Genomic DNA, 24093 nt, shown 5'->3' on the forward strand with positions numbered 1-24093 from the left:
GTAAAAACTAAATTTGTCTAGCTGCGTAGTTTAAGCATTGCGATTGATGCGCTTAGTAGTAATTATTAATCGCATTGTTAATCGCGTTGCTAATTGCGCAGCTAGATAAATGCCCCGGCTCGAAATTTAAGAGCGTTTATACTTGCGCTCAACGGTTGGTAAGGGGTTTTGTAGGGAAGCGCCTTGCTGATATGCCAATTACATGCCTACTAATTGTTTAAGCTCTGATTTGCTATTAATTTTCTTTCTTCTTGGAGTTCTAACGTTAGATAGTGTGTTTTAGGTGTTGAGCGTGTTGCTTTCGGTTTTGTTTGCTACTAGGGGCATTCAAAGCCGAAAGCTTTTTTGTTATTTGTCTCTGCAGAAAAGGCCTGTAGCAAAATCCTATAGTAAAAGCCTATAGCGAAGGTCTCATAGCAAAGGTCTTATAGCAAAAGCCTATAGTAAACCCCTATAGTAAAAGAGAGAATCCATGAAAAAGCAAACTCCAAAATCTGCCGAAAAAATGGCTTTCAATTCATTTTCTAACAACTCTTTCAGTTCATTTTCTAAAAAATTCACCGCTGCAACCGTAGCCGCAATTTTGGCTGGTTCAGCGGTTTCTATGTTTGGAGCTACTGCAAACACCGCTTTTGCTAGCGATGTAACAGTATCTAGCTACGCTCACCCAGCAACCAGTTACGATAGCACTAGCGCAAAAAGCACTGCTAGCGGGCTTTTTGCAAGCGTAATGGATAATCAATCCCTTACGCAAGCTCAGCGCGATGATGCAGCTAAAGCTTTTGCCATATTGCATGGTTTTACAGAAAAGCCAGACTGGTACGATTCAAAAGTAAAGCTTAATAGCGGCGAAGACTCTCCAGATAACATTACTCGCTTGAATAATTCAATATCGTATATGCGCGCGATTAACGAGTATCGCAAGAGTCGTGGGCTTAATCCTCTTGGCGTAAGTCTTTATACGACGGCAGTAGCAATAAATGACGCGTTCTATTCTGCCAATATTTTTGACCACGCAAGACACTATAAGACTTTTGAGAATTTGGCTTGGGGTTCATATGGTGATGGAACCTACGACGGCGGAACCACCACGGATACCATGACTGGTGCAATGCAAATGTGGGTTACTAACGAAAAAGCCAAGTACGATGATTTTATAGCTAAGGGCGTGTCTGATAAAGAAATAAGATCGAAGCATTATCTTGAGGTTGGCCACTACCTAAACTTTATACATCCAACGCTTACGGCAATGGGTCTTACTAGCGGAAACATTAGCAACGAGTACGGCACTGTTATATCTTGGGAAGCTGTTCCAGCTAGCTACTTGGAAGGAAATAAGGCGCCATTTACGCTGGACGAGTACCAAAAGCTTATTAATGCATACATTAATGGGCAGCCTTATGATGTGACGCCAAGCGAGGAGACGCCAAGTGACGTGACGCCTGCGCCTGCGCCTGCGCCGTCTGAGGAGACTCCTTCTGATGTGCCAGGTGTTGAGCATGATGTTACGCCTTCATTCGACGTGACTCCTAGCGAGGATACTCCTTCTGATGTGACGCCAGATTTTGACTTCTCTCCTTCGTTCGACGTTACACCAAGTGAGGAGACTCCTTCTGATTTCGATTTCTCTCCAAGCTTTGACGTGACGCCGTCTGAGGATACTTATACTCCTTCTGATTTCGATTTCTCGCCAAGTTTTGATGTGACGCCGTCTGAGGATACTCCTTCTGATTTCGATTTCTCGCCAAGTTTTGATGTGACGCCGTCTGAGGATACTCCTTCGGACTTCGATTTCACGCCAAGCTTTGATGTGACGCCAAGTGAGGATACTCCTTCGGACTTTGACTTCACGCCTTCATTTGATGTGACGCCATCTGATGTGACTCCGTCTGATTTTGACTTCTCTCCTTCGTTTGATGTGACGCCTAGCGAGGATACTCCTTCGGACTTTGACTTCACGCCAAGCTTTGACGTAACGCCAAGTGAGGATGCTTATACTCCTTCTGACTTTGACTTCACTCCAAGTTTTGATGTGACGCCAAGTGAGGATACTCCTTCAGACTTCGATTTCACGCCAAGCTTTGACGAAGCGCCAGCTAGTGATTCTGATTCAAACGCTGATTCAAATGTAACGCCAAGTGACTTTACGTTTGATTACAACTTCGACGCTGTAGACGCTCGGCGCTTTGACTGAGCTTGAAATTGCATAACGCATTTCAAGCTCCTTCAAAGCGCTGAGCCGCTTAAGCGTAAAGTCCAGTGGACTTTACGCGCGGCGAAGACGTTAGCGCGCTTAGACCGCGCTAACGATTTTCCAATTCGGAGCGCAAAAGCGTTATCGTATCAAAAATCGTAGATAAGAAAAGAAAGAATATTATGAAAAATAAAACTTTAGTCGCAAAAAAGATTGCGTTAGTGGTAGCAGGCCTTTCGATGGCGGCTCCTTGCTTTATTGCGGGCGCGCCTGCGTTTGCTGACTCGTACGCAAGTGTTCAAAGAAGCACGAATGTTAACCTTGCAAAGCTTTATGGCACAACGGATGGCGTTGGTCTTATCTATAAGAATGGCAATGTGGATAAGAATCCAATGGGAGAGGAAGGGTTTGCATTCCAGCTGTACTACGACATGTTGATGGCATCTAACAATACGCGAATGGCAAGTAAAACTGGCAAGCTTGATGCTGCTAGCGAAAAGCTTCTTAATTCAATAAAAGAGGAAATTAGAAAGTGTGACTATCGTTATAGGCTTATTGGTAATTTTTCGAATTATGATTGGTATTTGCTTGAAAAGAACTGGAAGCATATTGATGCAGCTAAAAGCCCAGAAGAGTTGAAGAAAGCATACAAAAATCTTACAAAAGATATGCGTTCTTTTATTAGAACTACTATGCAGACATATATTGGAATTGCATATTCGAATCGTGTTCTTACGGATGGCATGCAAAATCCAAAGTCAAACAGTTTTGTGGATCCAACTCCTACAAAATCTAAGTTTGGCAATTATGATCTTTCGTACTTAAATGGCTTTGAGTCACGTTTTGATAATGTTGATGACTTTATTGTTCCAGCACCTGCGTCGTTGAGTGATGTTAATCCAGACTTAAAAGGCAACTTAGTCTTAGATAAAATCGTTGGTGCAGAAGCTGGAATGCCTAGCTTAGTTACGTTTAAAACAAGAAGAATAGTATTGTCGCATCCTATTCTTGCTTGCGCATACCTCTATAAGGGCAGTGTAGACGATTCTGAGGATGCATACGGCGAAAAACCAGTATTGTTGACTGACGGGGATTTTTCGAATAGCAGGAATATGCTTATAGGTAATAATCCAAGTTATTCTGATGATTCGACTGTTAGTGTTTCAATTCCAGAAGGCTGCCACGGCTTGTATACGCTTTTGCTTGTAGGCGATGACGGAAGGCAGCTTGGATGGACCACAATAAATGTTGATAAAGAGGGCGAGAGCGTTGGTGATATTTCGCGTGGCGCCGCGATTGCTGCGTCTGACGATGAGAGCACGCCTTCGGATGTTACGCCTGAGCCTGAGCCTGTTCCTTCGGATGTGACTCCTGATGTGACTCCTTCTGACTTTGACTTCACGCCAAGTTTTGATGTGACGCCTTCTGAGGATACTCCTTCTGATTTCGACTTCACTCCAAGCTTCGATGTGACGCCTAGCGAGGAGACTCCTTCTGATTTTGACTTTACGCCAAGCTTTGATGTGACGCCTTCTGAGGATGTGACGCCTTCTGACTTTGACTTCACTCCAAGCTTTGATGTGACTCCGTCTGAGGAGACTCCTTCTGATTTTGACTTCACGCCAAGTTTTGATGTTACGCCAAGCGAGGATACTCCGTCTGATTTCGATTTCACTCCTTCGTTTGACGTAACGCCAAGTGAGGATACTTATACTCCTTCTGATTTCGACTTCTCTCCTTCGTTTGATGTAACGCCAAGTGAGGATACTCCTTCGGACTTCGATTTCACGCCAAGCTTTGACGTGACTCCTTCGGAGGATACTGAGACTTCGTCTGATTTCGATTTCTCGCCAAGTTTTGATGAAGCGCCAGCTAGTGATTCTGATTCAAACGTGACGCCAAGTGACTTTACGTTTGATTACAACTTCGACGCTGTAGACGGTCAGTAGTCTGCTTTTTGTAGCTCTAACGGCAAAATCAGCAACGAAAAGCGGAGTTGTCTTCCGCTTTTTGTTGTTAGACACGCCGTTTAGAGCTAAAAAGCGCGGAAAATCGTTAGCGCGGTCTAAGCGCGCTAACGTCTTCGCAGCGCAGAAGCAGTGCTTCTGCTTTGAGCTGCTCAGCGCTTTGAAGGAGCTTGAAATGCGCTGTGCAATTTCAAGCTCGGTCAAAGCGCATGGAGTGTTGTTTGATAAAATGCTTGGTATGAGTCTATTAGAAGGCAGCCAGATTAGCGATATTAGCGAAAATATCCAAAATAGCCAAAACTCTCAAAGCAGCGCAGCTAATCAAGATATTTCTAAGCTCGATCCATTGATGAATCGCCCTAGAATATCAACAATCGTGTTATGCGCTATATTCGCATTGGTTTTTGCTGCATCTGCTGCTCTTGTGTGGCTTCTAGCCGTTAGAACGTCAATCGGCCAATCGTACGAAGAAATGGTAATCAGCACTTTTGGATATAGTGCCATTCCGCCAACGTTCGCCGCGATTTTAGCGCCGCTTAGAAGTTCCATAATCGTTATAGTTTTATCTGCGCTAATTTGCGTTGCGGCATTAATAATATCAATCATAAGAAAGCGATGGCTGCTGATTGCACAATGCTGCGCAATATTCGTGCTATCGCTTGCTGCAGAGCCATTAAAACGCATTCTTCCTAGACAAATGCTTGTAAACATTGCTACTCTTGCAAAAAATTCCGCACCTTCTGGCCACACTCTTTTAATGGCTGCTGCTTGCGCGATACTTGTTTGCGCATCGTCTCGAGCGTTTAGAGCGTGGGCTGCGGCTGGAGCTGCGCTAATAACGTTTTTGCTGGCTGTGGCACTTATGGGAGGCCACTGGCATAGGCCTGCAGACGTTGTAATGTCGGTACTAATAGTAGGCGCGATCTCTTGTATTGTAATGGCTTTTACGCGCGGTTCTGCAATGGATTTGCCTGGTCGCAGAAAGTCGTCTATAAGCGTGCAAATTGTTGGAACTGCAATGATTACAATGGGCGTTATTTGCATAGCGTATTTTGCATACATGTTTTATCAAATCATGCCAGGCATTGAGCTGGGCGCAAAATGGGCGATTGGCATTTCGCACGTTTTAACATATTGGGCTGTTGCAGGTGCGTGTAGCATAACGTTCGGCATTTTAATGGTTATTAAGCAATGCGCGGCTGCTCCTTTAAGTAGGCTCGGATTAGTCGGCGCGCCTCCAACGCCTCCTGCATCTTCAACGCTTCCTGCATCTTCAGCAAAAAGCGATGAGCAAATTAAGCCTGATGAAAGTGATTTGTTGAAGATTCTATCGTCTAATTAAATAAAAACTATCGTCTAATTAAATAAAAAAATAAGTAAAATTGAATAAAAAATAAGTAAAGTGGTATATATAGGAGTATATGCTGATATTTCGCAAAGTTTGATTTTGTTGATTTTGCAGAATTTGCAGCGCGTATTGCGTTAGAGTTGGCGTGGATTTTAGTAATAAAAGCGCGGAATTGCATATAGAATGCATCTGAATGAAAGGAGAGAGTATGACAGAGCAGAACAAGCTTGTCATTGTGGAGTCTCCCACTAAAGCGCGTAAAATAGGCGGATATCTTGGAAGCGGATACACGGTTATGGCGTCTGTAGGCCATATTCGCGATTTAGCACAGCCAAGCCAGGTGCCAGCCGCTAAAAAGGCGGATTTTGGCAAGTTTGGCGTAGATGTAAACAATGGTTTTGAGCCGTACTACGTTGTTGGCGCGGATAAAAAGAAAACGGTTTCGGACTTAAAAGCTGCGCTCGCAAAGTCGGGCGAATTATTCCTCGCAACTGATGAGGACCGCGAAGGAGAAGCGATTGCGTGGCATCTTGTGCAAGCACTTAAGCCAAAAGTGCCAGTAAAGCGCATGGTGTTTCACGAGATTACAAAAGATGCGATTCAAGCTTCTCTTGCTAACACGCGAGATGTTGATGACCACATGGTTGATGCGCAAGAAACGCGCCGCGTGTTGGATAGATTGTACGGCTACGAGCTTTCGCCAGTTTTGTGGCGTAAAGTTGGGCCAGGTCTTTCGGCTGGTCGAGTGCAATCTGTTGCAACGCGTTTGATTGTTGAGCGCGAGCGCGAGCGAATGGCGTTTAGAAAAGCAAGCTACTGGGATGTTTGCGCGGATTTGAGTGCAAACGGCGTTGATTTTACGGCGCGAATGACGGCTCTAAACGGAGCGCGTTTGGCTGGTTCTAAAGATTTTAACTCGCTTGGAGAGCTTCAAAAAGCCAAGGGCGAATCTGCTTTAGCGCACTATTTAAGCGAGGCAGACGCTTGCGCGATTGCACAAATCCTTGGCGCGGCCGATTTTGTTGTAAACTCAATGGACACTAAGCCGTATCGCCGCCGCCCGTTGCCTCCGTTTACAACGTCTACTCTTCAACAGACTGCTGGAAACCGCTTGTCTATGAGCTCTCGCCAAACTATGCGCGCGGCTCAATCTTTGTACGAAAACGGTTATATAACCTACATGCGTACGGATTCTGTAACGCTTTCTAAAGAGGCGATTTTTGCGGCTCGAGATTGCGTTAAGTCTAATTTTGGAGACGAGTATTTAGCGGATTCTCCAAAACAGTATGCTACGACTTCTGCAGGCGCTCAAGAAGCGCACGAGTGTATTCGTCCTGCTGGATCTACTTTTAGGAATCCTGCGGATTTGGCTGGCGTGCTGCCTGCCGATCAGCTTAAGCTTTACACGCTTATTTGGCAGCGCACGCTTGCATCTCAAATGGCGGACGCTACTGGTTTTACAGCTACAGTTAAGCTAGACGCTTTAGCTGGCAGTTTTGGAACGGCTAATTTCCAGGCTTCTGGAACCGTGATTGAGTTTGCTGGATTTATGAAGGTGTTTGGCGGATTTAGCGAAGACGAGCAGTCCAAGGCTTTGCCTGCTATGGCTAATGGCGATGTTCTTAAAGCTTTGCAAGTTAGCGCGGATGGTCACGAAACTCAGCCGCCAGCGCGCTATACGGAAGCGTCTTTAGTTAAAACGCTTGAAGCTAAAGAGATTGGTAGGCCGTCTACTTACGCTAGCATTATTTCTACGATTATTGATCGCGGATATGTGTATGAGCGTGGGCGCGCGTTGATTCCAAGTTGGCTTGCTTTTGCTGTTATTAAGCTTTTGGAATCTAATTTCCCAACTTACGTTGACTATGCGTTTACGGCAGACATGGAAAATGGTTTGGACCGCATTGCGCATGGTGAGGAAGCTGGTAAGGATTGGCTTTACAAGTTTTACTTTGGAGATGACGGGGCGGCTAACGATTCTGCGGTTGCTGGCGACTTTGCAATGCGTGAAGGCTTGCAAAAGCAAGTTGATCAGCTTGGAGAGATTGACGCTCGAGAAATCAACACGATTGATATTGGCGGCGGATTGCACGTGCGCGTAGGTAGATACGGCCCGTATTTGGAAGATACTAAGAATCTAGATGAAGAGGGCAATGCGCGCAGAGCTTCGATTCCAAGCACTTTGGCTCCAGACGAGTTGAGCGAGCAAGTTGCTAGAGATTTGATTGAAAACAACTCCGAAGGTCCGCGCGTTTTGGGTACGGATCCGCAAACTGGCGGAAGTGTAGAAGTTAGGAACGGGCGTTTTGGTGCGTACGTTGCGCTTGTGGAATCCTCGGATGAGGGCGAATCGCAAGCAGCCGATGATTCTGCTAAAACTGGCGCAAAGTCTTCTGCAAAGTCTAAAAAGTCTGCTCAAAACAAGCCAAAAATGGCGTCTTTGTTCAAAACTATGGACCCTGCAACAATAACTTTGCAAGATGCTTTGAAACTTTTGAATTTGCCGCGATTAGTTGGCGTTGTGGAAGAAGTTGACGAGCAAGGCGAGGTTAAGCGCGCAAGGATTGAGGCGAATAATGGTCGATATGGCCCTTATTTGACTAAGACTTACGAGCGCACGGATTCTGGCGAAACGTCTGCGGATTCTAAGCCAGATAATCGCTCGCTTGCAAGCGAAGACGCGATTTTTAGCGTGACTTTAGACGAAGCTAAGGAGCTGTTTGCGCAACCAAAGTACGGCAAGCGCACGCGTGGAGCTGCAAAACCGCCGCTTAGGGAGCTTGGAGAAGACCCAGAAAGCGGAAAGCCAGTGGTGATTAAAGACGGCTTCTACGGTGCTTATATTACGGATGGCGTTACGAATCGCACGCTGCCAAAGCAATACACGCCTGAGTCGATTGAGCCGCAAGTTGCGTTTGAACTTTTGGCGCAAAAACGCGCGGCTGGACCTGTAAAGCGCAAGAGAGCGGCCGCTAAGAAGACGGCAACAAAGAAGACTGCTGCTAAAAAGACTACAGCTAAAAAAACAGCAACTAAAAAAACAGCAGCTAAAAAGTCTACTGTAAAAAAGTCTACGACTAAATCCGAGTAAACCCGTAAGAGGTATGCGAAAATGGCTATATGTCTTAAAAAAAGCGGGCTTAGCGGCTTAAACAATGGTCTTAAGGGTGTTTTTATATCTTTTGAAGGTATAGACGGCGTTGGGAAAACCACGCAAGTCGAAGCTTTGCGCGATTTTTTGCAAGCGCGCGGGCTTGAGGTTGTTGTGACTAGAGAGCCTGGCGGCACGCAATTGGGAAAACAGTTGCGAGATATTCTTTTGCACGGAGATTCGATTTGTGCGCGCGCTGAAGCTCTGCTTTTTGCGGCGGATCGCGCTCAACACGCTGCACAAATCATTATTCCAGCATTGCAGCGCGGTGCGGTTGTTATAACGGATCGCTACATTGATTCTTCGCTAGCATACCAATCGGGTGGGCGCGAGCTCACTATGCAAGATGTGCGCGATTTAAGCGAGTGGGCGTCTAATTGCCTTTGGCCAAATCGTACGTATTTGTTAGATATGAGCGAGAAGGATGCTGCTGTGCGATTGCATGGGCAGGCGGATCGCATGGAAAGTGCAGGGCTTGATTTTGCGAAGCGCACGCGTGAAGCGTTTTTGGATCTTGCTGCAAAAAACGCGCAAAGATTTTGCGTTTTAGACGCCACTTTGCCAGCTTGCGACTTATCGAAGTTGATTGCTAAAGACGTGTGCGAGTTGATGGATAATGCTGGCGTGCGTTACTGTTGCGAAAAATCGCCAGAATCACCAGAATCGCCAGAAACCGCAGAAAATCAAGGACTTTAGGACTCTAGGATTTTAGCAATGGACGTTTGGGAATCGGTAGTTGGTCAATCGCAAGTTGTTGAGCGTCTTAAAAAAGTAGCGCAAGGCGATTCAAGCAAAATCGCGCAATCGTGGCTTATTTGCGGTGCCGCTGGATTTGGGTGCGCAAAAGTAGCAAGAGCGTTTGCAGCAGCATTGCAATCGCGCGGAAAAGTCGGAAGCTTCCGAGCCGACGAAAATTCCACCACTCAAATAAATACTCAAATAAATCCAGATAAAATCGCAAGTGAAGTATTGGCTGGAACAAGCCCAGACGTAAACATTTTAAGCACAGACAAAGTTACAGTAAGCATTGACGAAGTGCGCGAAATAGTGTCCATGTCGGAGCAAATGCCAAGTGTTGCGCCGTGGAGAATCATAATAATCGAAGATGTTGGGCGCATGCTTGAGCGCACAACAAACGTTTTGCTAAAAGAAATCGAAGAGCCAGCACCTCGCACAATCTGGATTCTTTGCGCTGCAAGTGCAGCAGATGTTTTGCCAACAATTAGGTCTAGGTCTCAAATAGTGAATTTGGCGCAACCAAGCGACCAAGATGTTCAAGAATACGTGCAAAAACGCTCGAATGTGGATGTAAAAACGGCGGAAAATGTGGCTCGTATAGCTCAAGGAAACGTTGATTTAGCAATGCTTTATGCAACAAGTGAGCGTGCTAGAAGCAGGCGAGAAGAGCTTGTGGCAGGTGTTTTGCGACTTGGCCGCGCAATAGATGCGATTATGCTTGCGCAAACGCTAATCGAAGACGCTAAAAGCCAGGCAGAAGACGAGGTTCAAAAATCTGTTGAAGATGAGCAAAGCGAGTTTTTGCGCATAAATGGCATTAAGCCAACAGATAAAATTCCGCCTAAAATTCGTAGCGCATACAATGCGATTGGCAAAAAAGACGATGTTAAGCGCAAAGTGACTCGCGTAAGCAGAGATGTTCTAAACCGCGCAATAGACGCGATTTGCAGCATTTATAGAGATGTGCTTGTTGTGCTAAACAACGCGCAATTGCAAACGCCGCTTGTGAATCAAGAATTTAAAGCAGAGATTATGCAGCTTTCTAAAAAAATTACAGCAGAGCGCGCGCTTAAATGCCTTGATGCGCTTGCTGTGGCTAAAAAGCGGCTTGCTGGGAATGGAAACGCAACGCTTGTTTTTGAAGCGCTTTTATGCTCGCTTTCTTAACGCATAGTCACGTTTTATAGTCACAGCGGTAGTAGATACTTAAATTATGAATATTTCTACAGATTTCACCACTATTCCAGACAACTTTGCAAAAGCTGCGCCGGAAGAAAACAAGATTAACGGCGTTCCAGTCGTGTCTTTTCCATTTTATGTAGACAAGTTGCCTGATTTTGTGCACTACTTGCATTGGCGATTTGTAGACGACGACGCTATACCAGTGTGCGGATTCCAGTGGATTCATTGGGTTGTAGCAAATGTTCCAGTGGAAGCGCTTATGTTTGACTTTAACGACTCGCGCGCTTTGCAAATTCCGCAAGACTTTTCGCGCACAATGCCAACCATGATTCCAGAAGTTGTGCAAGGGCGAAACTCGCAAGCTAGCCGATTTGTGGGATGCACGGACCCTTCTATTACTATGCGTTACAACGGTCCGCAGCCGCCAGACAAGGATCACGACTACATGCTAGAAGTGTTCGGCACGCAAAAGCCTCTTGCAAATCTTAAAGAGGGCTTTTACCTTAACGAAATGATGAATGAAATCAGGCATTATGATTCGTATGTAGACGTTAACGGATTATATTTGCGAGGAAAAGCTTAGAGCTTAAGATTTAGAGTTTAGAGTTTAGGTTTGGGATTTATATGACTTCGCGCGCTGGCAAGTCGCAAGCAGCTTACGACTAGATGCGCGTGTGTAAAATAGTCAAAACTAAGCAAAACTAATCTAAACAAACAAAATTATCTAAAATAATCAAATAACCAAAATAATCAAAAATTAGAAAAATGAGGATGCAAATATGGCATGCACAACAATTTTAGTAGGACGCAAAGCGAGCTACGACGGCTCCACGCTTATTGCGCGCAACGAAGACTCCGCAAACGGAGAGTTTAACCCAAAGCGCTTAGTGGTAGTAAAGCCACAAGACCAGCCACGTGTTTATAAGTCTGTGCTTAGCCACGTAACAGTAGAGCTTCCAGATAATCCAATGCAATACACAAGCGTGCCAAACGCAGACTTGCGCGAAGGAATTTGGGGAGAAGCTGGCGTTAACGAAGCAAACGTGGCAATGAGCGCAACCGAAACGCTTACATCCAACGAGCGCGTGCTGGGCGCCGACCCAATGGTGGAGCTTCAAAAAGCGCAAGGCAAAGATGGAGACGCAAACTACAAGCTAGAAGTGCCAGGCGGAATTGGCGAAGAAGACTTCTTAACGCTTGTTTTGCCTTATATTCGTAGCGCTCGCGAAGGCGTGGAGCGTTTGGGCGCGTTGCTAGAAAAGTACGGCACGTACGAGATGAACGGCGTTGCGTTCTCGGATGTAAACGAGATTTGGTGGATGGAAACTGTTGGCGGACACCACTGGATTGCTAAGCGTGTGCCAGACGAGGCGTATGTTGTTATGCCAAATCAGCTTGGAATTGACGAGTTTGATTTAGAAGACGCTTTGGCAGACCAAGAAGAGCACATGTGCTCGGCTGATTTGCTTGAGTTTATTGAAGAAAACCACTTGGATTTGGCGGTGGAAAACGCTTCGCCGTTTAATCCTCGAGATGCTTTTGGATCCCATTCAGATGCGGACCACGTGTACAACACGCCTCGTGCATGGTTTATGGAGCGTTTCTTGAATCCGTATGACGAAGTGTGGGATGGTAAAGACGCGGATCACAAACCAGATAGCAACGACATTCCGTGGGCGCGTCAGCCTGAGCGCAAAGTGACGGTTGAAGATATTAAGTACGTGCTTAGCTCGCACTATCAGGGCACTGAGTACGATCCTTACGGCAAGCTTGGCGATGAGCATACGCGTCATCTTTTCCGACCAATCGGCATTAATCGCCAAAGCCAGCTGGCTGTTATGCAAATCCGCCCTTACATGCCAGAGCCAATGCGCGCAATTCAGTGGATGGCGTATGGCTCTAACCCGTTTAATGCTTTAGTTCCGTTCTACGCAAATGTAAACGAAACTCCAAAGTATTTGGAAGATACGACTACTCGCGTAACAAGCGAAAACTTCTATTGGGAAAATCGCATTATTGCAGCTCTTGCGGATGCTGCATTTAACGACACTGCAAATGCGATTGAGCGTTACCAAGAAGTTGTTGGTTCTCTTGGTCACGCAATGGTTAAGTCTACGGATGTTGCTGTTGCAAAGATTCTTGGCGTTTCTTTGAAAGATTACGAGCCAGAGCGCGAAGGTGATGAAGGCGAAGATTACGATGATTTAGTTCGGAATGTGGATGCTATTATTGCGCAGCTTAGAAACGAAGACGTGCGCGCGGCTTTGGCTAAAGCGAACGAGGGTATGGCTGCAAAGTTGAAGAAAGAAACCGATTCTTTGCTCGATACAGTTCTGTACATAACTAGCATGCGTATGAAGAATGGCTTTAATCGCTCCGATCACTAATCGCAAGCTGCTATAGCGATTAAGTTGCTTAAGTTACTTAAGTCACTTAAGTTGTTTAAGTCACTAATCGCAAGCCGTTATAGACGTTACTAATAACGCGCATAGTTTTAATGTAATATTGCTATACCACGCCTATGCAATCGTATAGTATAAAAATTGTTCATTTACATTAGCTATGCGCGTTTATTATTGAACGTCTGTTATTGAACACTATCGGCATCAACTAGGCTTTTCGCTTATGAAAGTGGGGAATATGAGCATTCTTGATTCGTTTACTGCACAATTTGGACTGGTTAAAAAAATCGACGCTTTTGGATTTATGGATTATCTAAAGAGGAATCCAAGCGAGCCAAGAAAGCACGGTAAAGTGCTGCTCGTTACTGCAGATACTCCTCTTAAGGCTTCTAGAGGAGAAGGCAAAACAACCACCACTATTGCGCTTGTAGACGCTTTGCGCGAACGCGGAGTAGATGCGGCGGCTGTTTTAAGGCAGCCAAGCATGGGCATTACTGCGGCGGGTTCTAAAGGCGGCGCTAGTGGCGGCGGAAAGTCCTCGCTTTCGCACCCAGAGTTGATTGACTGGGGATTGTGCGGAGAAATGGCGGCTATTGAATGCGCGCAGAATTTGCTTGTTTCTTTTGCAGAAAAGGCGATTGACGACGGTATTTTAGACACGATTTTAGTGCCGCGTGTAAGCGAAGTGCCTTCAAGATCTTTGCGTAGTATTGCTGTTGATTTTGGCAAGAGCACGGTTGCAGAGCGCGTTGTATTAACGCCAACTTGCGAACTTATGCAAATCGTAGTGCTTTCTAGAAGCATGGAAGAAATCGCAAATCGCGTATCTTCTATGATTGCTGGAACAAAAGACGGGAATCCTGTTAAATTTGGCGATTTTGTTGACTTGTGGCGAATCACAAATATTCTTGCTGATGCTGTAAAGCCTGCAAAAACTGAGACGATTAATGGTTCTCCGATTTACGTTCATTGCGGGCCATTTGCCAACGTTTCGCTTGGAATTCCAAGCCTTGTAAGCGTTGAGATGGCTTGCGCATTGCACGATATTGTTGTTGTGGAAGCAGGCTATGGCACGGATGCTGGCGCGCAAAAGTGGTTGGATATTGCTGCTCGCGAGTTCGGCGCAAAGTGGCCTGCTGCTGCGGTTGTTGTTACTCGTGCCAGCACTTGGCGAGATGACGAAACGCTTGCGTGGCGCTACCCGTTCCACGTTTCGCGCCTTGAGTCGCTTGATATTCCTACTTTCCCTCTTGTTAATTTGTGGGATGGGGAAGATGGGCAGGTTCCAGATTTGCTTGAACAAGCTAAGGCTTTGGGATTCCGCAAGCCTATTGTTGGCAATCTTTTCCGAGATGGCGGAGATGGATTGGCAGATCAGCTAGACGATTTTGTGTCTGTGATTACAGATGATGCAGAAACGAAAGTTCCACAAAGCCGCCGTGGAAAGTCTCTTCGCGAGCGTATTAATCTGCTTTGCTCCGAGGCGTATGGTGTGCCTGTTGAGCGCGTAATCGACAAAGCAGGTTTTGCTGATTCGTTGAAGGAAGCGCAGGATTTGTGCAATAAGGCTGGTGTTGATTTTGATAGCTTGGCTCTTGTTGCTGTAAAGTCGCCAGCAACCATGACGGACGACGACCACGCGCCTGCTGATTCTCGCACTGTAACGCTTAAAAAGGTGGAAGTTCATTCTGGCGCAGGCGTTGTTCAAGTCAACCTTACAGCTTCACTAACAACCCCAATGCCAAAGATTGTGTGATTTTCCGCTGTGAAATCTTCCGCATTTTGTACGTGATTTAGGTCAAATATGGTACAAAGTGCGGAAGGTTTTTCCTGATTTTGTACGTGATTTGGGTAAAATTTGGTACAAAGTGCGGAAAAGTAAACAAACGCGGGCGAATCCTGGCGCACGAAGTTAAATTATGCAAAAGTGCGGCGCAGCCAATCGCAAGCAAGATCAATCCATTGTTGAACTTCTGGCTGCACAAACTCAGGAATCACTGCTCCATTTTCATCGCGCTTAGCGGTCTCCTTAACAGCCAAAGCCAAGCCGTGCGGACCCTTAGGGAACAAATGTGCTTCCACGCTTACGCCAGCTTTAACACACGCGTCTACAAACATAATCGAGTTTTGAACTGGAACCGTTTGGTCCGTAATCGTTTGCCAAACGAACACAGGTGGAGTCTTAGAATCAACGTGATTTTCCAGCGAAAGCTGCTCCACGAGTTGCGCGCGAGTGCTAGAATCTACGTCTCCAAAAAGACGGTCGAAAGTTGGCTTATGCGCGTATTTGCCAGCAGAAATCACAGGGTAAGCAAGCATAAGAGCGTTTGGGCGAACGCTATTTGCGTTATATCCATTTGCTTCTTCAACATCGTCGCTAACGCTAGTCGCAAGATTTGCGGCAACATGGCCGCCTGCAGAGAATCCAATAATCGCCACTTTTTGCGCATCTACATGCCATTCTTTTGCATTATTGCGAATCAATTGCATAGCTTGCGCGGCTTCCAAAAGCTGAGTAGGGTGTGCGCTAGGCACAAGCGAGTATCGCAAAACAAAAGCGTGGAATCCAGCGGAAGCAAACTTCATAGCAATAGGCTCTGCTTCTCGATTAGAAACGCGCAAGAATCCGCCGCCTGGCAAAATCAGCACTGCTGGTCTCGTTTGATCCCCTTCGCTATCTAAATTATCGTCTAAAACATATGCAGTTAGAAGCGCGTTACTGCCATCAATGCCTTTAATTTGGCGTTCTATAATCTTCATGGTATCTCTTTTCGTTTTGCGCGATTGCAATTTATGTTAAGCATAATTACTAAGCATAAACTTAAGCATTATTAAGCATAAACTTAAGCATAATTCTAATCAAATATCTTGTTTTTAGTGTGCATTATGTGCGTTATTTTATAAATTCGTGTAGAGTCTTAAGAGGTTTTATAAGGAGATTTAAGATGAGCAGTGAAGAAGATAATTTAGGAAAAGTTGTTCTTGCGGCCACTCCGATTGGGAATATGGGAGATGCTTCTGCGCGCTTAATTAATCTTCTAGAAACTGCGGATATTGTTGCAGCAGAAGATACGCGCAGGCTTTACGACCTTGCAAATCGCCTTGGCGTGCACGTTTCTGGGCAAGTTGTTGCGTATCACGATCACAATGAGCGCAATAAGGCAGATGGTTTACTAGACAAGGTTGAGCAAGGCGGCACTGTTCTTGTTGTTTCCGACGCTGGCATGCCTACAATTAACGACCCAGGGCTTGCGATTGTTCGCCGCGCAATAGAGCGCGATTTGCCTGTTACTTGCGCGCCTGGACCGAGTGCCGTGTTGGATGCTTTAGCACTTTCTGGCCTGCCAACAGATCGTTTTTGCTACGAAGGCTTTTTGCCGCGCAAGTCGGGGGAGCGCATGCAGCATTTGCGCTCGCTTCTTTTAGAGAGGCGAACAATCGTGTTTTACGAGGCGCCGCACAGGATTGCGGAGTCAATGGCAGCTCTTCTTGCAGTTTTTGGAGCAGATCGAAAAATGGCGTTGTGCCGCGAGCTTACTAAGGATTTTGAAGAAGTACGTCGTGGAACTATTGAGCAGATTGCAAAAAGCGTAGAAAATGATCCCCCTCGTGGCGAGATTGTGCTTGTACTTTCGGGCGCTAGCGAAAGTGATGTTGCGCAACAAAGCGTTGATTTAAGCGTGGATCAGTTTGCGCAAATGGCTTGCGATCTTTCACAAAACGAGGGCTTGCGAATCAAAGATGCTATAACTCGAGTTGTTTCACAAAATCCTCTTTCAGACGGCTCTTTTGCTAATCGTAAAGAAGTTTATGCAGCTTGCTTAAAAATCAAGGAAAATGTGGACAACTAAATAGGAAATTAAGCAAAAAATGTGCAAATGTGCAAAAGTCGCATCAATAAAAGCCAAAAATGTGCAAATGTGGAAAATTAAGCAGCAATTAATCCCCATTTTTTGCATATTCGTATGCTTCTAAAAGCACATCTAGACTTTGTTTAACGCCTGGCCCTCCTTGCTGAGATACGTATTCCAGCATTTTTGCATCCGCAATTGGGTTTGCAACAACCCATTTTCTTAATTCAGGCACGTTCTTAGCAATATGCCATAGCACGTCTTTGCTTGTATTTTCACAGCACGCGACTTGCGCAGTGAGCACAATTGGCGGTTTTGGCGGCATTGCGCTCGCTTTATAATTCTTAATATTTTCTTTAATAGTCATAAAGAACGTCATCCTTGTCTATTATGTATTTAATCCACTCTTTTGCCTTCGCAGCGCCTGGAAAATAAGGATTGCTGTCTATGATTTTTTCGCAATCCTTAAAACTTGTGTTGTATTTTTGAGCCAATTCGCACACAGTATCTACTCTTCTTATTTCTTCGTAAATGTTTTTTGATGGCGTTAGCGCAATGTCGCAAATAGTTCGCGCTGGAGAAGTTACGCACAAGTCTTTAATCACCCTTTGTTCTTTTTTCATTAGTTTTCTTCTAAACACTTGTAGTCGGTGATCGTACGGCTTTATTCGATAATGACTTTTGGATATTATCTCTAGTATGTTTGGGATTTTTCCGCCAAGCCAAATCCAAGATGCTGTAAATGCGCATGCCACTGTTCCGTTTGGCAGTAGATTTTTTAGCACGTTGCATCGTCCTTCTGGGGTTTTTGCGGTAGATTGCGTAAATCCAGTGCGTATTGAAACGTTGTTGAATGCTCCAAAATTGCATAGTTTCTTCATGCTTAGTGGCCCTGGTAGGTGTTTTGTGTCTATAAGAATAGGCAGCTCCTCGTTTTGTTTTTCCGAAAATAAAATCATCTCTTCGTTTTTGTAGTCTTTGTAGTCTTTATAGTTTTTGTAGTCTTTGTATTCTTCGCGAGTTTTGTATTCTTTGCGTCTTTTGTAGTCTTTTATTGCTTTTTTATTTTTTTCGTCATTGTGTATTGTGCGTTTTTTGTTCAACGTTGAAGTGCTCATGTTTCTCCTTTCTGCGTAATGTGCTTAATACGCCAACTTTTTAGTGCTGTAATGTTTTAGTGCCGTAATGTTTTAGTGCTGTAATTCTGTAATGTTCTGCTGTTCTAGGTTTTAATCTTCTAAGTTTTATACACAATATCGTGTTTTACTTTTTTGTCTACGCGATTTTTTGTAATTGTGGAAAAGTGGATTTTTAGTTTTTTACATCAAAAAATGTGATTATATGTGACTAAATCATATGTGACTAAATGTGGTTGTGTGCGATTGCGCTTGATTACACGTGATTATGCTTGATTACACGTGATTATGCTTGATTTATCTACTTTGCTATGCGATTTTATAGCGATTTTTATAGTGATTTTTTAGTGTGATTTTTCGGTGTGTTATTTAATGTGTCCTCGCTGAACAAGATAATATTTGGCTATGAGTCATATTTTGGTGAATGTTGCATGGCCTTACGCAAATGGCCCTCGTCATATTGGTCACGTTGCAGGATTTGGTGTACCTTCCGACGTGTACGCGCGTTACGAGCGCATGAAGGGAAACAGCGTGCTTATGGTTTCTGGAACAGACGAACACGGCACGCCGATTTTAGTTGAGGCAGATAAAGAAGGCGTGAGCGCGCAAGAGCTTGCAAACCGCTATAATCGCGTGATTACTAAAGATTTGTGCGATTTGGGTTTAAGCTACGATTTGTTTACGCGCACAACAACGGCAAATCATGAGCATGTTGTTCAAGAGATGTTCCGCCAGTGCCTTAAGAATGGTTATATTTACAAGGGAACTCAAAAGGTTGCGATTTCGCCTTCTACAGTCCGCACTCTTCCAGACCGCTATATTGAGGGCACATGCCCGATTTGCGGCGCGGACGGCGCCAGGGGCGACCAGTGCGATGCTTGCGGAAATGAGCTGGACCCAGACGAGCTTATTAATCCTGTTTCTAAGATTAACGGCGAAACTCCGCGATTTGAAGAAACAGAGCATTACTTCCTCGATTTGCCTGCTTTAGCAAACGCAAATTTGGAGTGGCTTAATTCCAGGGATGGCTGGCGTACAAATGTTATTAACTTCTCAATTGGTCTGTTTAAGGAAGTTAAGCCTCGAGCAATTACGCGAGACATTGATTGGGGCATTCCAGTTCCTGTAGAAGGCTGGATTGATAACCCAAATAAGCGCTTGTACGTGTGGTTTGACGCCGTTATTGGCTACTTGTCTGCATCCATTGAGTGGGCGCGTAGGCAGGGCAAGCCAGACGCTTGGCGCGATTGGTGGTGCGATCCTAAGTCTCCTGGCTACTACTTTATGGGCAAAGATAACATTACTTTCCATTCTCAAATTTGGCCTTCAGAGATGCTTGCGTATAACGGCGCTGGCTCTAAAGGTGGCGAGGCTGGCGTTTATGGCCAACTTAACATGCCAGAGCAGGTTGTTGCTTCCGAGTTTATGACCATGGAAGGCAAGAAGTTCAGCTCTTCGCGCGGAATCGTGATTTATGTTAAAGACATTTTGGCGCGCTACCCAGTGGATGCTGTGCGCTACTACATTTCCGTTGCGGGTCCAGAAAATTCTGACGCCGACTTTACTTGGGCAGAGTTCGTTCGTCACAATAACGAAGAGCTTGCAGCAAGTTGGGGCAATCTTGTTAATCGTGTTGCAAATTTGATTAATAAGAATTTTGGAGAGATTCCGCCGTTGGATGAAAATTCAATGACAGATATGGACCGTGCGCTTTTGGATCAAACTTCTAACGCTTTTGAGATTGTTGGCGGTTTGATTGAGCGTCATCATCAAAAGAATGCTCTTAATGAGGCTATGCGCGTTGTGTCGGATATCAACAAGTATATTTCTGCTACGGAGCCTTGGAAGATTAAGGATGACGAGTCTCGTCTTGGAACGGTTTTGCATGTTGCTGCACAAGCTGTTTCGGACGCTAATCATTTGCTTGCTCCATTCTTGCCTCATTCTGCGCAAAAAGTTTGGGAAGCTCTTGGTGGAACGGGAGTGTTCTCGCCGCTTCCAAGAATCGAAGAGGTGAGCGACTTAGATAATCCAGATTTTAAGTACCCGATTATTACTGGCGACTATGAGCTTGGAAAGACTGTTCATCCATGGGAAAGTGAGCCGTTGGTTACTGGTACTCCTGTTGCTAAGCCAACTCCGATTTTTGCCAAGATTCCTAAAGAGGCGATTGATGAGGAGCTTGAGCGTTTTGAGTCTGCTCTTGCTGCTCGTCGTAAAGCTGACGAAGAAAGATTGGCTGCAGCTAAAAAATCGTTGGAATCTGAGTGATTTTAGCGGAAAATTTTAAGGAAGAGTGACGTATATAACAAAAAATTGGCATACTGCCAGGAATACGAAAAAATTTTCAGGAAATTTTTAGTTTATATGCGTGTTTTGCGAGAAAAATGTGGTTATAATGAATATTGCTGATGGTTCTTCCATCAGTGAGGTTCGTTCGCGAACCCCATAACTGAAACCTTCTTCTCTCTTTCTCTCTGCCCCGGTGGGTTTTCTCTTTCCCACCGGGCTTCTTTTATCTTTTATCTTTTTCAAGTGTTCGCCGCTTACTCATGACTTCGATCTGCAAAATGTGTCATTTTTCTCTTTCTGTTGTGCATTTTGTAGTGCGTTTGTACCTAAAATACGGCGTGTCGCCATACAATCGCACTACAGTTTTGCTTGTTTGTGTAGTGCGTTTGTATTAAAAAACGCTGAAATTCGGTACAATCGCACTACATAAAATCGAGAATCTCGGCGATGAAAGCTACGCAATTGTTCAAGCATGCAAGAGGGCTGGGTGATTCTTGGTCGAACAGTATAAGAGCGGCAGCCGATACCAAACAATCCAATGGCTCACGCCTACAAACAAACTTCAACCAAAAATAAAATTAAAGCTAAATCGGAACAACCGCAACAACAAAAAACACGTAAGAGGCGGAGCGTTGTGCGAATCGACGACTTCGAGCTGCATAATGCGCGAGAAGTCACCTCGATTCGCTGAGCCGCTTAAATGTAAAGTCCAGTGGACTTTACATGCGGCGAAGGAGTGAGCGCGGCCAATCCGCGCGAGCGTAGAAACACCCAGCCCTCCTACACACCAAATAGGAATCGCGCAATACCAAGCGAGGCAAGCGCAATAAAATAAAAAACGCAGACTGCATTTGTAATTTGCGAATGCAATCTGCGTTTGTAAATCAGCTTGTGCTAAATCAAGTTTAGCGGCAGCGCTTTGTAAGCGGCACCCACGGATCAAGCATTACAGGCTCCTGATCCAATATTGCTCGCGTTGCTTCATCAAGATACTTCTTGTTAATAATGATTTCTGTAACGTAGCGGTCAAACCACTGCGCGGACCCAACGTAGTATCCATCTTCGCCGTTATCTTTACCCCAGCTGTTTTCAATCTTCCAGCGGTCTGGCTCGCCATCTTTGTTAAGATTTACGCCAGTAAAGGTCATTGCGTGGTTGCCTGGGCAATCCATGTATTCCAAACCCTTAGCTTTGTCGAATGTAAACTCTACATCAAATAGCTCGTCTACGCGCACAACTGCTGGGTCAAAGAAGCCCTCTTGCCTTAGCGAGAATTGCGTGCAATCGCAAGCGAACCAAATTGGGTGTCCGTCTTTTAGCTGATCAACAGCGGCTTTGCGGAACACTTCTAGCGCAACGTTTGCAAACTCCATTTCCTTAGTCTCGGCAACGTTTGTTGTGTACTTGAGTTGGTAGAGCTTGTTGAACGGAGTGCGTTCCATTGGGGAGTTGCACAAGCTTACAAAGTCGTTTACGTCTACTGGCACGTACTTCTTTGCAAACTCGAGTGGCGTAATGCCGTATTCGCAAATGATTGGGCGATCGTCTTTACCGCTCTTTGGCTTTTCGCTGCCTTTATCGTCCTTCTTTTCGCCGCCCTTAGATTCACTATTTTCGCCGCTCTTTTTATCGTCCTTCTTGTCGTCGTCATCTTTAGTGCGCGCAAAGAAGTCAAAACGCTCTGGTGGCTCGCCTAGTGCGATTGCAGTCATGCGGTATACGGTTTCCAAGTCGCGAATCTTCATTTTTCGCAACTCTTCCATAGAAGTGCCATTCTTGTGTGCCTCGCGCAATTCGCATGCAAACTCGCGAAGCTTGCTATTAATGTATTGCACGAATGCTTCGGAATCGGTAGCGTTTTGCGAATCTGGGTATGCGCTCTTTGGCATAAGTCCGTACTTGTTTACCAAGTTAACGAACATTTGCCACCATCCGCCGTCGTCAATCGGACCGTAGTTAATGCTCTCAAAAATTCGGCTATCTAATGTCTCATCTAAAGTCGCCAAAACGTTTTCCAAGTATGCGTTTGCTTTTTCAATCTTGTCCCAGAAGAACAAGTAGCTTTCGGAAAACTCAAAGTCTTCTAGATTCCACTTATGCATAAGCTCGTAGCGCAAAGTGTTAAGCGATGCAAACATCCAGCAACGTCCAGAATGCTGTTGGTTTGTTATTGTTCCTTGCTTTAGTTCTATAGAAAATTCGCGTGGAAGTGCTCGCTGACCCTGGTAGCTTGTTGCTGCTTTAAGAACGCCGCTCGATACCGAAGCGTTTGCTGCTACTCGATTTGCTCGCTGTTCGTTAAAATGCTTAGAATATTCGCGCACGTCGTTTAGCGTAACGGCTTTTACGTTTTCAGACATATATCTCCTTTATCTTGTTAAAAACAGTGAATAAGCGTTATTGTAGCTTGCTCAATGCACGAGTCGCGTTTTGCGCGGCTCAAATTGTTCGCGAGTGTTCGTGAGTTTTCGTGTTTCGTTTATGTAAAATATGTATTTTTATGCGTTTGCGGCGATTTGCGAAACTAATTTTCGTAAATTTTAAGTAATTTCGTTAAATATTTTGATATTTTGCCAATTTTATGTATTAATTTTGACTAAGATTACTATTTATTACGTGTTATTACATGTTTATTTTAGGTAATGTACATAGGTTAGCTAAAAATATACTAATTACACGTCCAAATTATTAGGGCTTGCTTAAGTGTGCCTTAAACGCTTATGATTTGCCTTTTTAATTAGTGATTAAATGATGGCAGTGTGCAAGCGTAAGTTTGCAGTTACCAGATGGAGGTAACAATGTTTAGACGTAGAAAAGAGTCACAATGATACGATACATCGTTAAACGATGCCTGAATTATGTTGTGATGCTGTTTGTATCCGTATCCATGACGTATTTCTTGGCAAGTGCATTTATGGATCCGAGATCGAACTATATGTCTAGGCATCCGCATCCGCCGATTCCTTCGATTAACCGTTCTTTGGATTTGGCAAATATTAACGACCAAACTCCAGTTATTACAAGGTATTTGCGTTGGATTACTGGCGTTCTTACTCGTTGGGATTGGGGATTAAGCCCAGAGCAAGCGCCTGTTGGTCCTGCGATTGCTGCGCGAATCGGCGCATCGGTGCAGCTGGTTACTTGCGCAACTGTTCTTGGCATTGTTTTAGGCGTTAGCGTTGGTGTTTATACTGCTATTCGCCAATATAAGTGGCAAGACAGGGTTCTTAACTCTATTGCTACGTTCTTGCTTGTTGTTCCAGCCGCCGTGTTTGGATTACTTATTGTTTTAGCTGCGATTAGCATTAACAACGCTGCTGGTTCTCGTTTGTTCTTTGTTACTGGATTACATTCCTACCAAGGTTCTAATCCTATTGCTTTTATTCTTGACTTCTTGCAGCATTTGATTTTGCCAACAATTGTTATGACCGTTCCTGGCATGGTTGGCTACCATCTTACGCAACGCACCTATTTGCTCGATACTATGAATGCTGATTATGTTCGTACTGCTCGCGCTAAGGGTTTGCCTCTAAATGTGGCTATTCGTCGTCACGCTTTGCGTACTTCTTTGATTCCTACTGCCGTAGACGTTGCCTTCTCTATTGCAGGCGTGTTTACGGGCGCTGTGATTACCGAAACCGTGTTTGCAATTAACGGTTTGGGTAGCTACTTCGTACAAACTATTTCTAATAACGACATTAATGGTTCTGTTGCTATTGCTGCGTTCGGAGCCGTGTGTACTTTGGCCGGAGCCTTGTTGGCAGATATCTTCTCCGCTTGGCTTGATCCTCGTATTCGTTTGAGCTAATTGCGCAATAGTGTAGGTGTATTG

16 protein-coding genes are annotated in these 24093 nt (G+C 44.9%); 12 read left to right on the forward strand and 4 right to left on the reverse strand.

What is annotated here, in order from left to right; translation table 11 throughout:
* Positions 1-472 precede the first annotated feature (472 nt).
* The 9 genes from MAF46_RS05870 to MAF46_RS05910 all read left to right on the forward strand — a co-directional run bounded on the left by MAF46_RS05870 (position 473) and on the right by MAF46_RS05910 (position 14738).
* Complete coding sequence (locus MAF46_RS05870; protein WP_060785728.1) at positions 473-2194, forward strand: CAP domain-containing protein; 1722 nt, start codon at positions 473-475, stop codon at positions 2192-2194.
* A gap of 182 nt (positions 2195-2376) precedes the next feature.
* On the forward strand, positions 2377-4143 hold the full coding sequence (locus MAF46_RS05875; protein WP_060785729.1) for a hypothetical protein: 1767 nt from the start codon (positions 2377-2379) through the stop codon (positions 4141-4143).
* A gap of 247 nt (positions 4144-4390) precedes the next feature.
* Positions 4391-5503, forward strand: a complete 1113-nt coding sequence (locus MAF46_RS05880) for a phosphatase PAP2 family protein (RefSeq protein WP_032839596.1) — start codon at positions 4391-4393, stop codon at positions 5501-5503.
* Between the two features lie 214 nt (positions 5504-5717).
* Positions 5718-8600 (forward strand): type I DNA topoisomerase, encoded by a 2883-nt coding sequence (gene topA / locus MAF46_RS05885; RefSeq protein ID WP_060785730.1) that lies wholly within the window; start codon positions 5718-5720, stop codon positions 8598-8600.
* Between the two features lie 21 nt (positions 8601-8621).
* Positions 8622-9356, forward strand: a complete 735-nt coding sequence (gene tmk / locus MAF46_RS05890; protein ID WP_060785731.1) for a dTMP kinase — start codon at positions 8622-8624, stop codon at positions 9354-9356.
* Between the two features lie 18 nt (positions 9357-9374).
* On the forward strand, positions 9375-10565 hold the full coding sequence (locus MAF46_RS05895; RefSeq protein WP_060785732.1) for a DNA polymerase III subunit delta': 1191 nt from the start codon (positions 9375-9377) through the stop codon (positions 10563-10565).
* 46 nt (positions 10566-10611) lie between these two features.
* The gene (locus MAF46_RS05900) at positions 10612-11163 is read left to right on the forward strand and encodes a YbhB/YbcL family Raf kinase inhibitor-like protein (RefSeq protein ID WP_020757447.1); all 552 of its coding nucleotides are present in this window, start codon (positions 10612-10614) and stop codon (positions 11161-11163) included.
* Positions 11164-11359: 196 nt separating this feature from the next.
* The gene (locus tag MAF46_RS05905) at positions 11360-12967 is read left to right on the forward strand and encodes a C69 family dipeptidase (RefSeq protein ID WP_060785733.1); all 1608 of its coding nucleotides are present in this window, start codon (positions 11360-11362) and stop codon (positions 12965-12967) included.
* A gap of 253 nt (positions 12968-13220) precedes the next feature.
* Positions 13221-14738 carry a formate--tetrahydrofolate ligase gene (locus MAF46_RS05910; protein WP_060785734.1) on the forward strand — a complete coding sequence of 506 codons (1518 nt, stop codon included), beginning with the start codon at positions 13221-13223 and terminating at the stop codon, positions 14736-14738.
* Positions 14739-14899: 161 nt separating this feature from the next.
* Here the strand turns inward: MAF46_RS05910 and MAF46_RS05915 are convergent, their stop codons facing one another.
* On the reverse strand, positions 14900-15742 hold the full coding sequence (locus MAF46_RS05915; protein ID WP_004574550.1) for an alpha/beta hydrolase: 843 nt from the start codon (positions 15740-15742) through the stop codon (positions 14900-14902).
* A gap of 185 nt (positions 15743-15927) precedes the next feature.
* Here MAF46_RS05915 and rsmI point away from each other — a divergent pair, with 185 nt between their 5' ends.
* Positions 15928-16833: a 16S rRNA (cytidine(1402)-2'-O)-methyltransferase gene (rsmI, locus tag MAF46_RS05920; RefSeq protein ID WP_060785735.1), complete on the forward strand. Its 906-nt coding sequence runs from the start codon at positions 15928-15930 to the stop codon at positions 16831-16833.
* An 88-nt stretch (positions 16834-16921) separates the two neighbouring features.
* Here the strand turns inward: rsmI and MAF46_RS05925 are convergent, their stop codons facing one another.
* Together MAF46_RS05925 and MAF46_RS05930 are read right to left on the reverse strand one after the other, a co-directional pair.
* The gene (locus MAF46_RS05925) at positions 16922-17200 is read right to left on the reverse strand and encodes a variant leucine-rich repeat-containing protein (protein WP_060785736.1); all 279 of its coding nucleotides are present in this window, start codon (positions 17198-17200) and stop codon (positions 16922-16924) included.
* Positions 17190-17951 (reverse strand): hypothetical protein, encoded by a 762-nt coding sequence (locus MAF46_RS05930; RefSeq protein WP_060785737.1) that lies wholly within the window; start codon positions 17949-17951, stop codon positions 17190-17192. Before MAF46_RS05930 ends, MAF46_RS05925 begins: the two co-directional genes overlap by 11 nt.
* 423 nt (positions 17952-18374) lie before the next feature.
* Here MAF46_RS05930 and metG point away from each other — a divergent pair, with 423 nt between their 5' ends.
* Positions 18375-20240, forward strand: coding sequence for a methionine--tRNA ligase (gene metG, locus MAF46_RS05935; protein ID WP_060785738.1), 1866 nt, complete (start codon positions 18375-18377; stop codon positions 20238-20240).
* Between the two features lie 926 nt (positions 20241-21166).
* On the opposite strand, the gene MAF46_RS05940 is transcribed toward metG, so the two are convergent.
* Positions 21167-22621 (reverse strand): C1 family peptidase, encoded by a 1455-nt coding sequence (locus MAF46_RS05940; protein WP_004132190.1) that lies wholly within the window; start codon positions 22619-22621, stop codon positions 21167-21169.
* 464 nt (positions 22622-23085) lie between these two features.
* On the opposite strand from MAF46_RS05940, the gene MAF46_RS05945 reads away from it, so the two are divergent.
* Entirely contained in the window at positions 23086-24069 is a 984-nt protein-coding gene (locus MAF46_RS05945; protein WP_032815600.1) for an ABC transporter permease, read from the forward strand.
* The last annotated feature ends 24 nt before the right edge of the window (positions 24070-24093 follow it).

Origin of the sequence: Gardnerella pickettii (assembly GCF_029226345.1) — a bacterium.
GTDB lineage: Bacteria > Actinomycetota > Actinomycetes > Actinomycetales > Bifidobacteriaceae > Bifidobacterium > Bifidobacterium piotii.

What these genes read in the sequence shown, in the direction of transcription:
- MAF46_RS05925 (WP_060785736.1), bottom strand. Translation starts at nt 17,200, where the DNA reads ATGACTATTAAAGAAAATATTAAGAATTATAAAGCGAGCGCAATGCCG.
- MAF46_RS05945 (WP_032815600.1), top strand. Translation starts at nt 23,086, where the DNA reads ATGATACGATACATCGTTAAACGATGCCTGAATTATGTTGTGATGCTG.
- MAF46_RS05880 (WP_032839596.1), top strand. Translation starts at nt 4,391, where the DNA reads ATGCTTGGTATGAGTCTATTAGAAGGCAGCCAGATTAGCGATATTAGC.
- MAF46_RS05895 (WP_060785732.1), top strand. Translation starts at nt 9,375, where the DNA reads ATGGACGTTTGGGAATCGGTAGTTGGTCAATCGCAAGTTGTTGAGCGT.
- topA (WP_060785730.1), top strand. Translation starts at nt 5,718, where the DNA reads ATGACAGAGCAGAACAAGCTTGTCATTGTGGAGTCTCCCACTAAAGCG.
- MAF46_RS05915 (WP_004574550.1), bottom strand. Translation starts at nt 15,742, where the DNA reads ATGAAGATTATAGAACGCCAAATTAAAGGCATTGATGGCAGTAACGCG.
- MAF46_RS05910 (WP_060785734.1), top strand. Translation starts at nt 13,221, where the DNA reads ATGAGCATTCTTGATTCGTTTACTGCACAATTTGGACTGGTTAAAAAA.
- MAF46_RS05940 (WP_004132190.1), bottom strand. Translation starts at nt 22,621, where the DNA reads ATGTCTGAAAACGTAAAAGCCGTTACGCTAAACGACGTGCGCGAATAT.
- MAF46_RS05905 (WP_060785733.1), top strand. Translation starts at nt 11,360, where the DNA reads ATGGCATGCACAACAATTTTAGTAGGACGCAAAGCGAGCTACGACGGC.
- MAF46_RS05900 (WP_020757447.1), top strand. Translation starts at nt 10,612, where the DNA reads ATGAATATTTCTACAGATTTCACCACTATTCCAGACAACTTTGCAAAA.
- metG (WP_060785738.1), top strand. Translation starts at nt 18,375, where the DNA reads ATGAGTCATATTTTGGTGAATGTTGCATGGCCTTACGCAAATGGCCCT.
- tmk (WP_060785731.1), top strand. Translation starts at nt 8,622, where the DNA reads ATGGCTATATGTCTTAAAAAAAGCGGGCTTAGCGGCTTAAACAATGGT.
- rsmI (WP_060785735.1), top strand. Translation starts at nt 15,928, where the DNA reads ATGAGCAGTGAAGAAGATAATTTAGGAAAAGTTGTTCTTGCGGCCACT.
- MAF46_RS05870 (WP_060785728.1), top strand. Translation starts at nt 473, where the DNA reads ATGAAAAAGCAAACTCCAAAATCTGCCGAAAAAATGGCTTTCAATTCA.
- MAF46_RS05875 (WP_060785729.1), top strand. Translation starts at nt 2,377, where the DNA reads ATGAAAAATAAAACTTTAGTCGCAAAAAAGATTGCGTTAGTGGTAGCA.
- MAF46_RS05930 (WP_060785737.1), bottom strand. Translation starts at nt 17,951, where the DNA reads ATGAGCACTTCAACGTTGAACAAAAAACGCACAATACACAATGACGAA.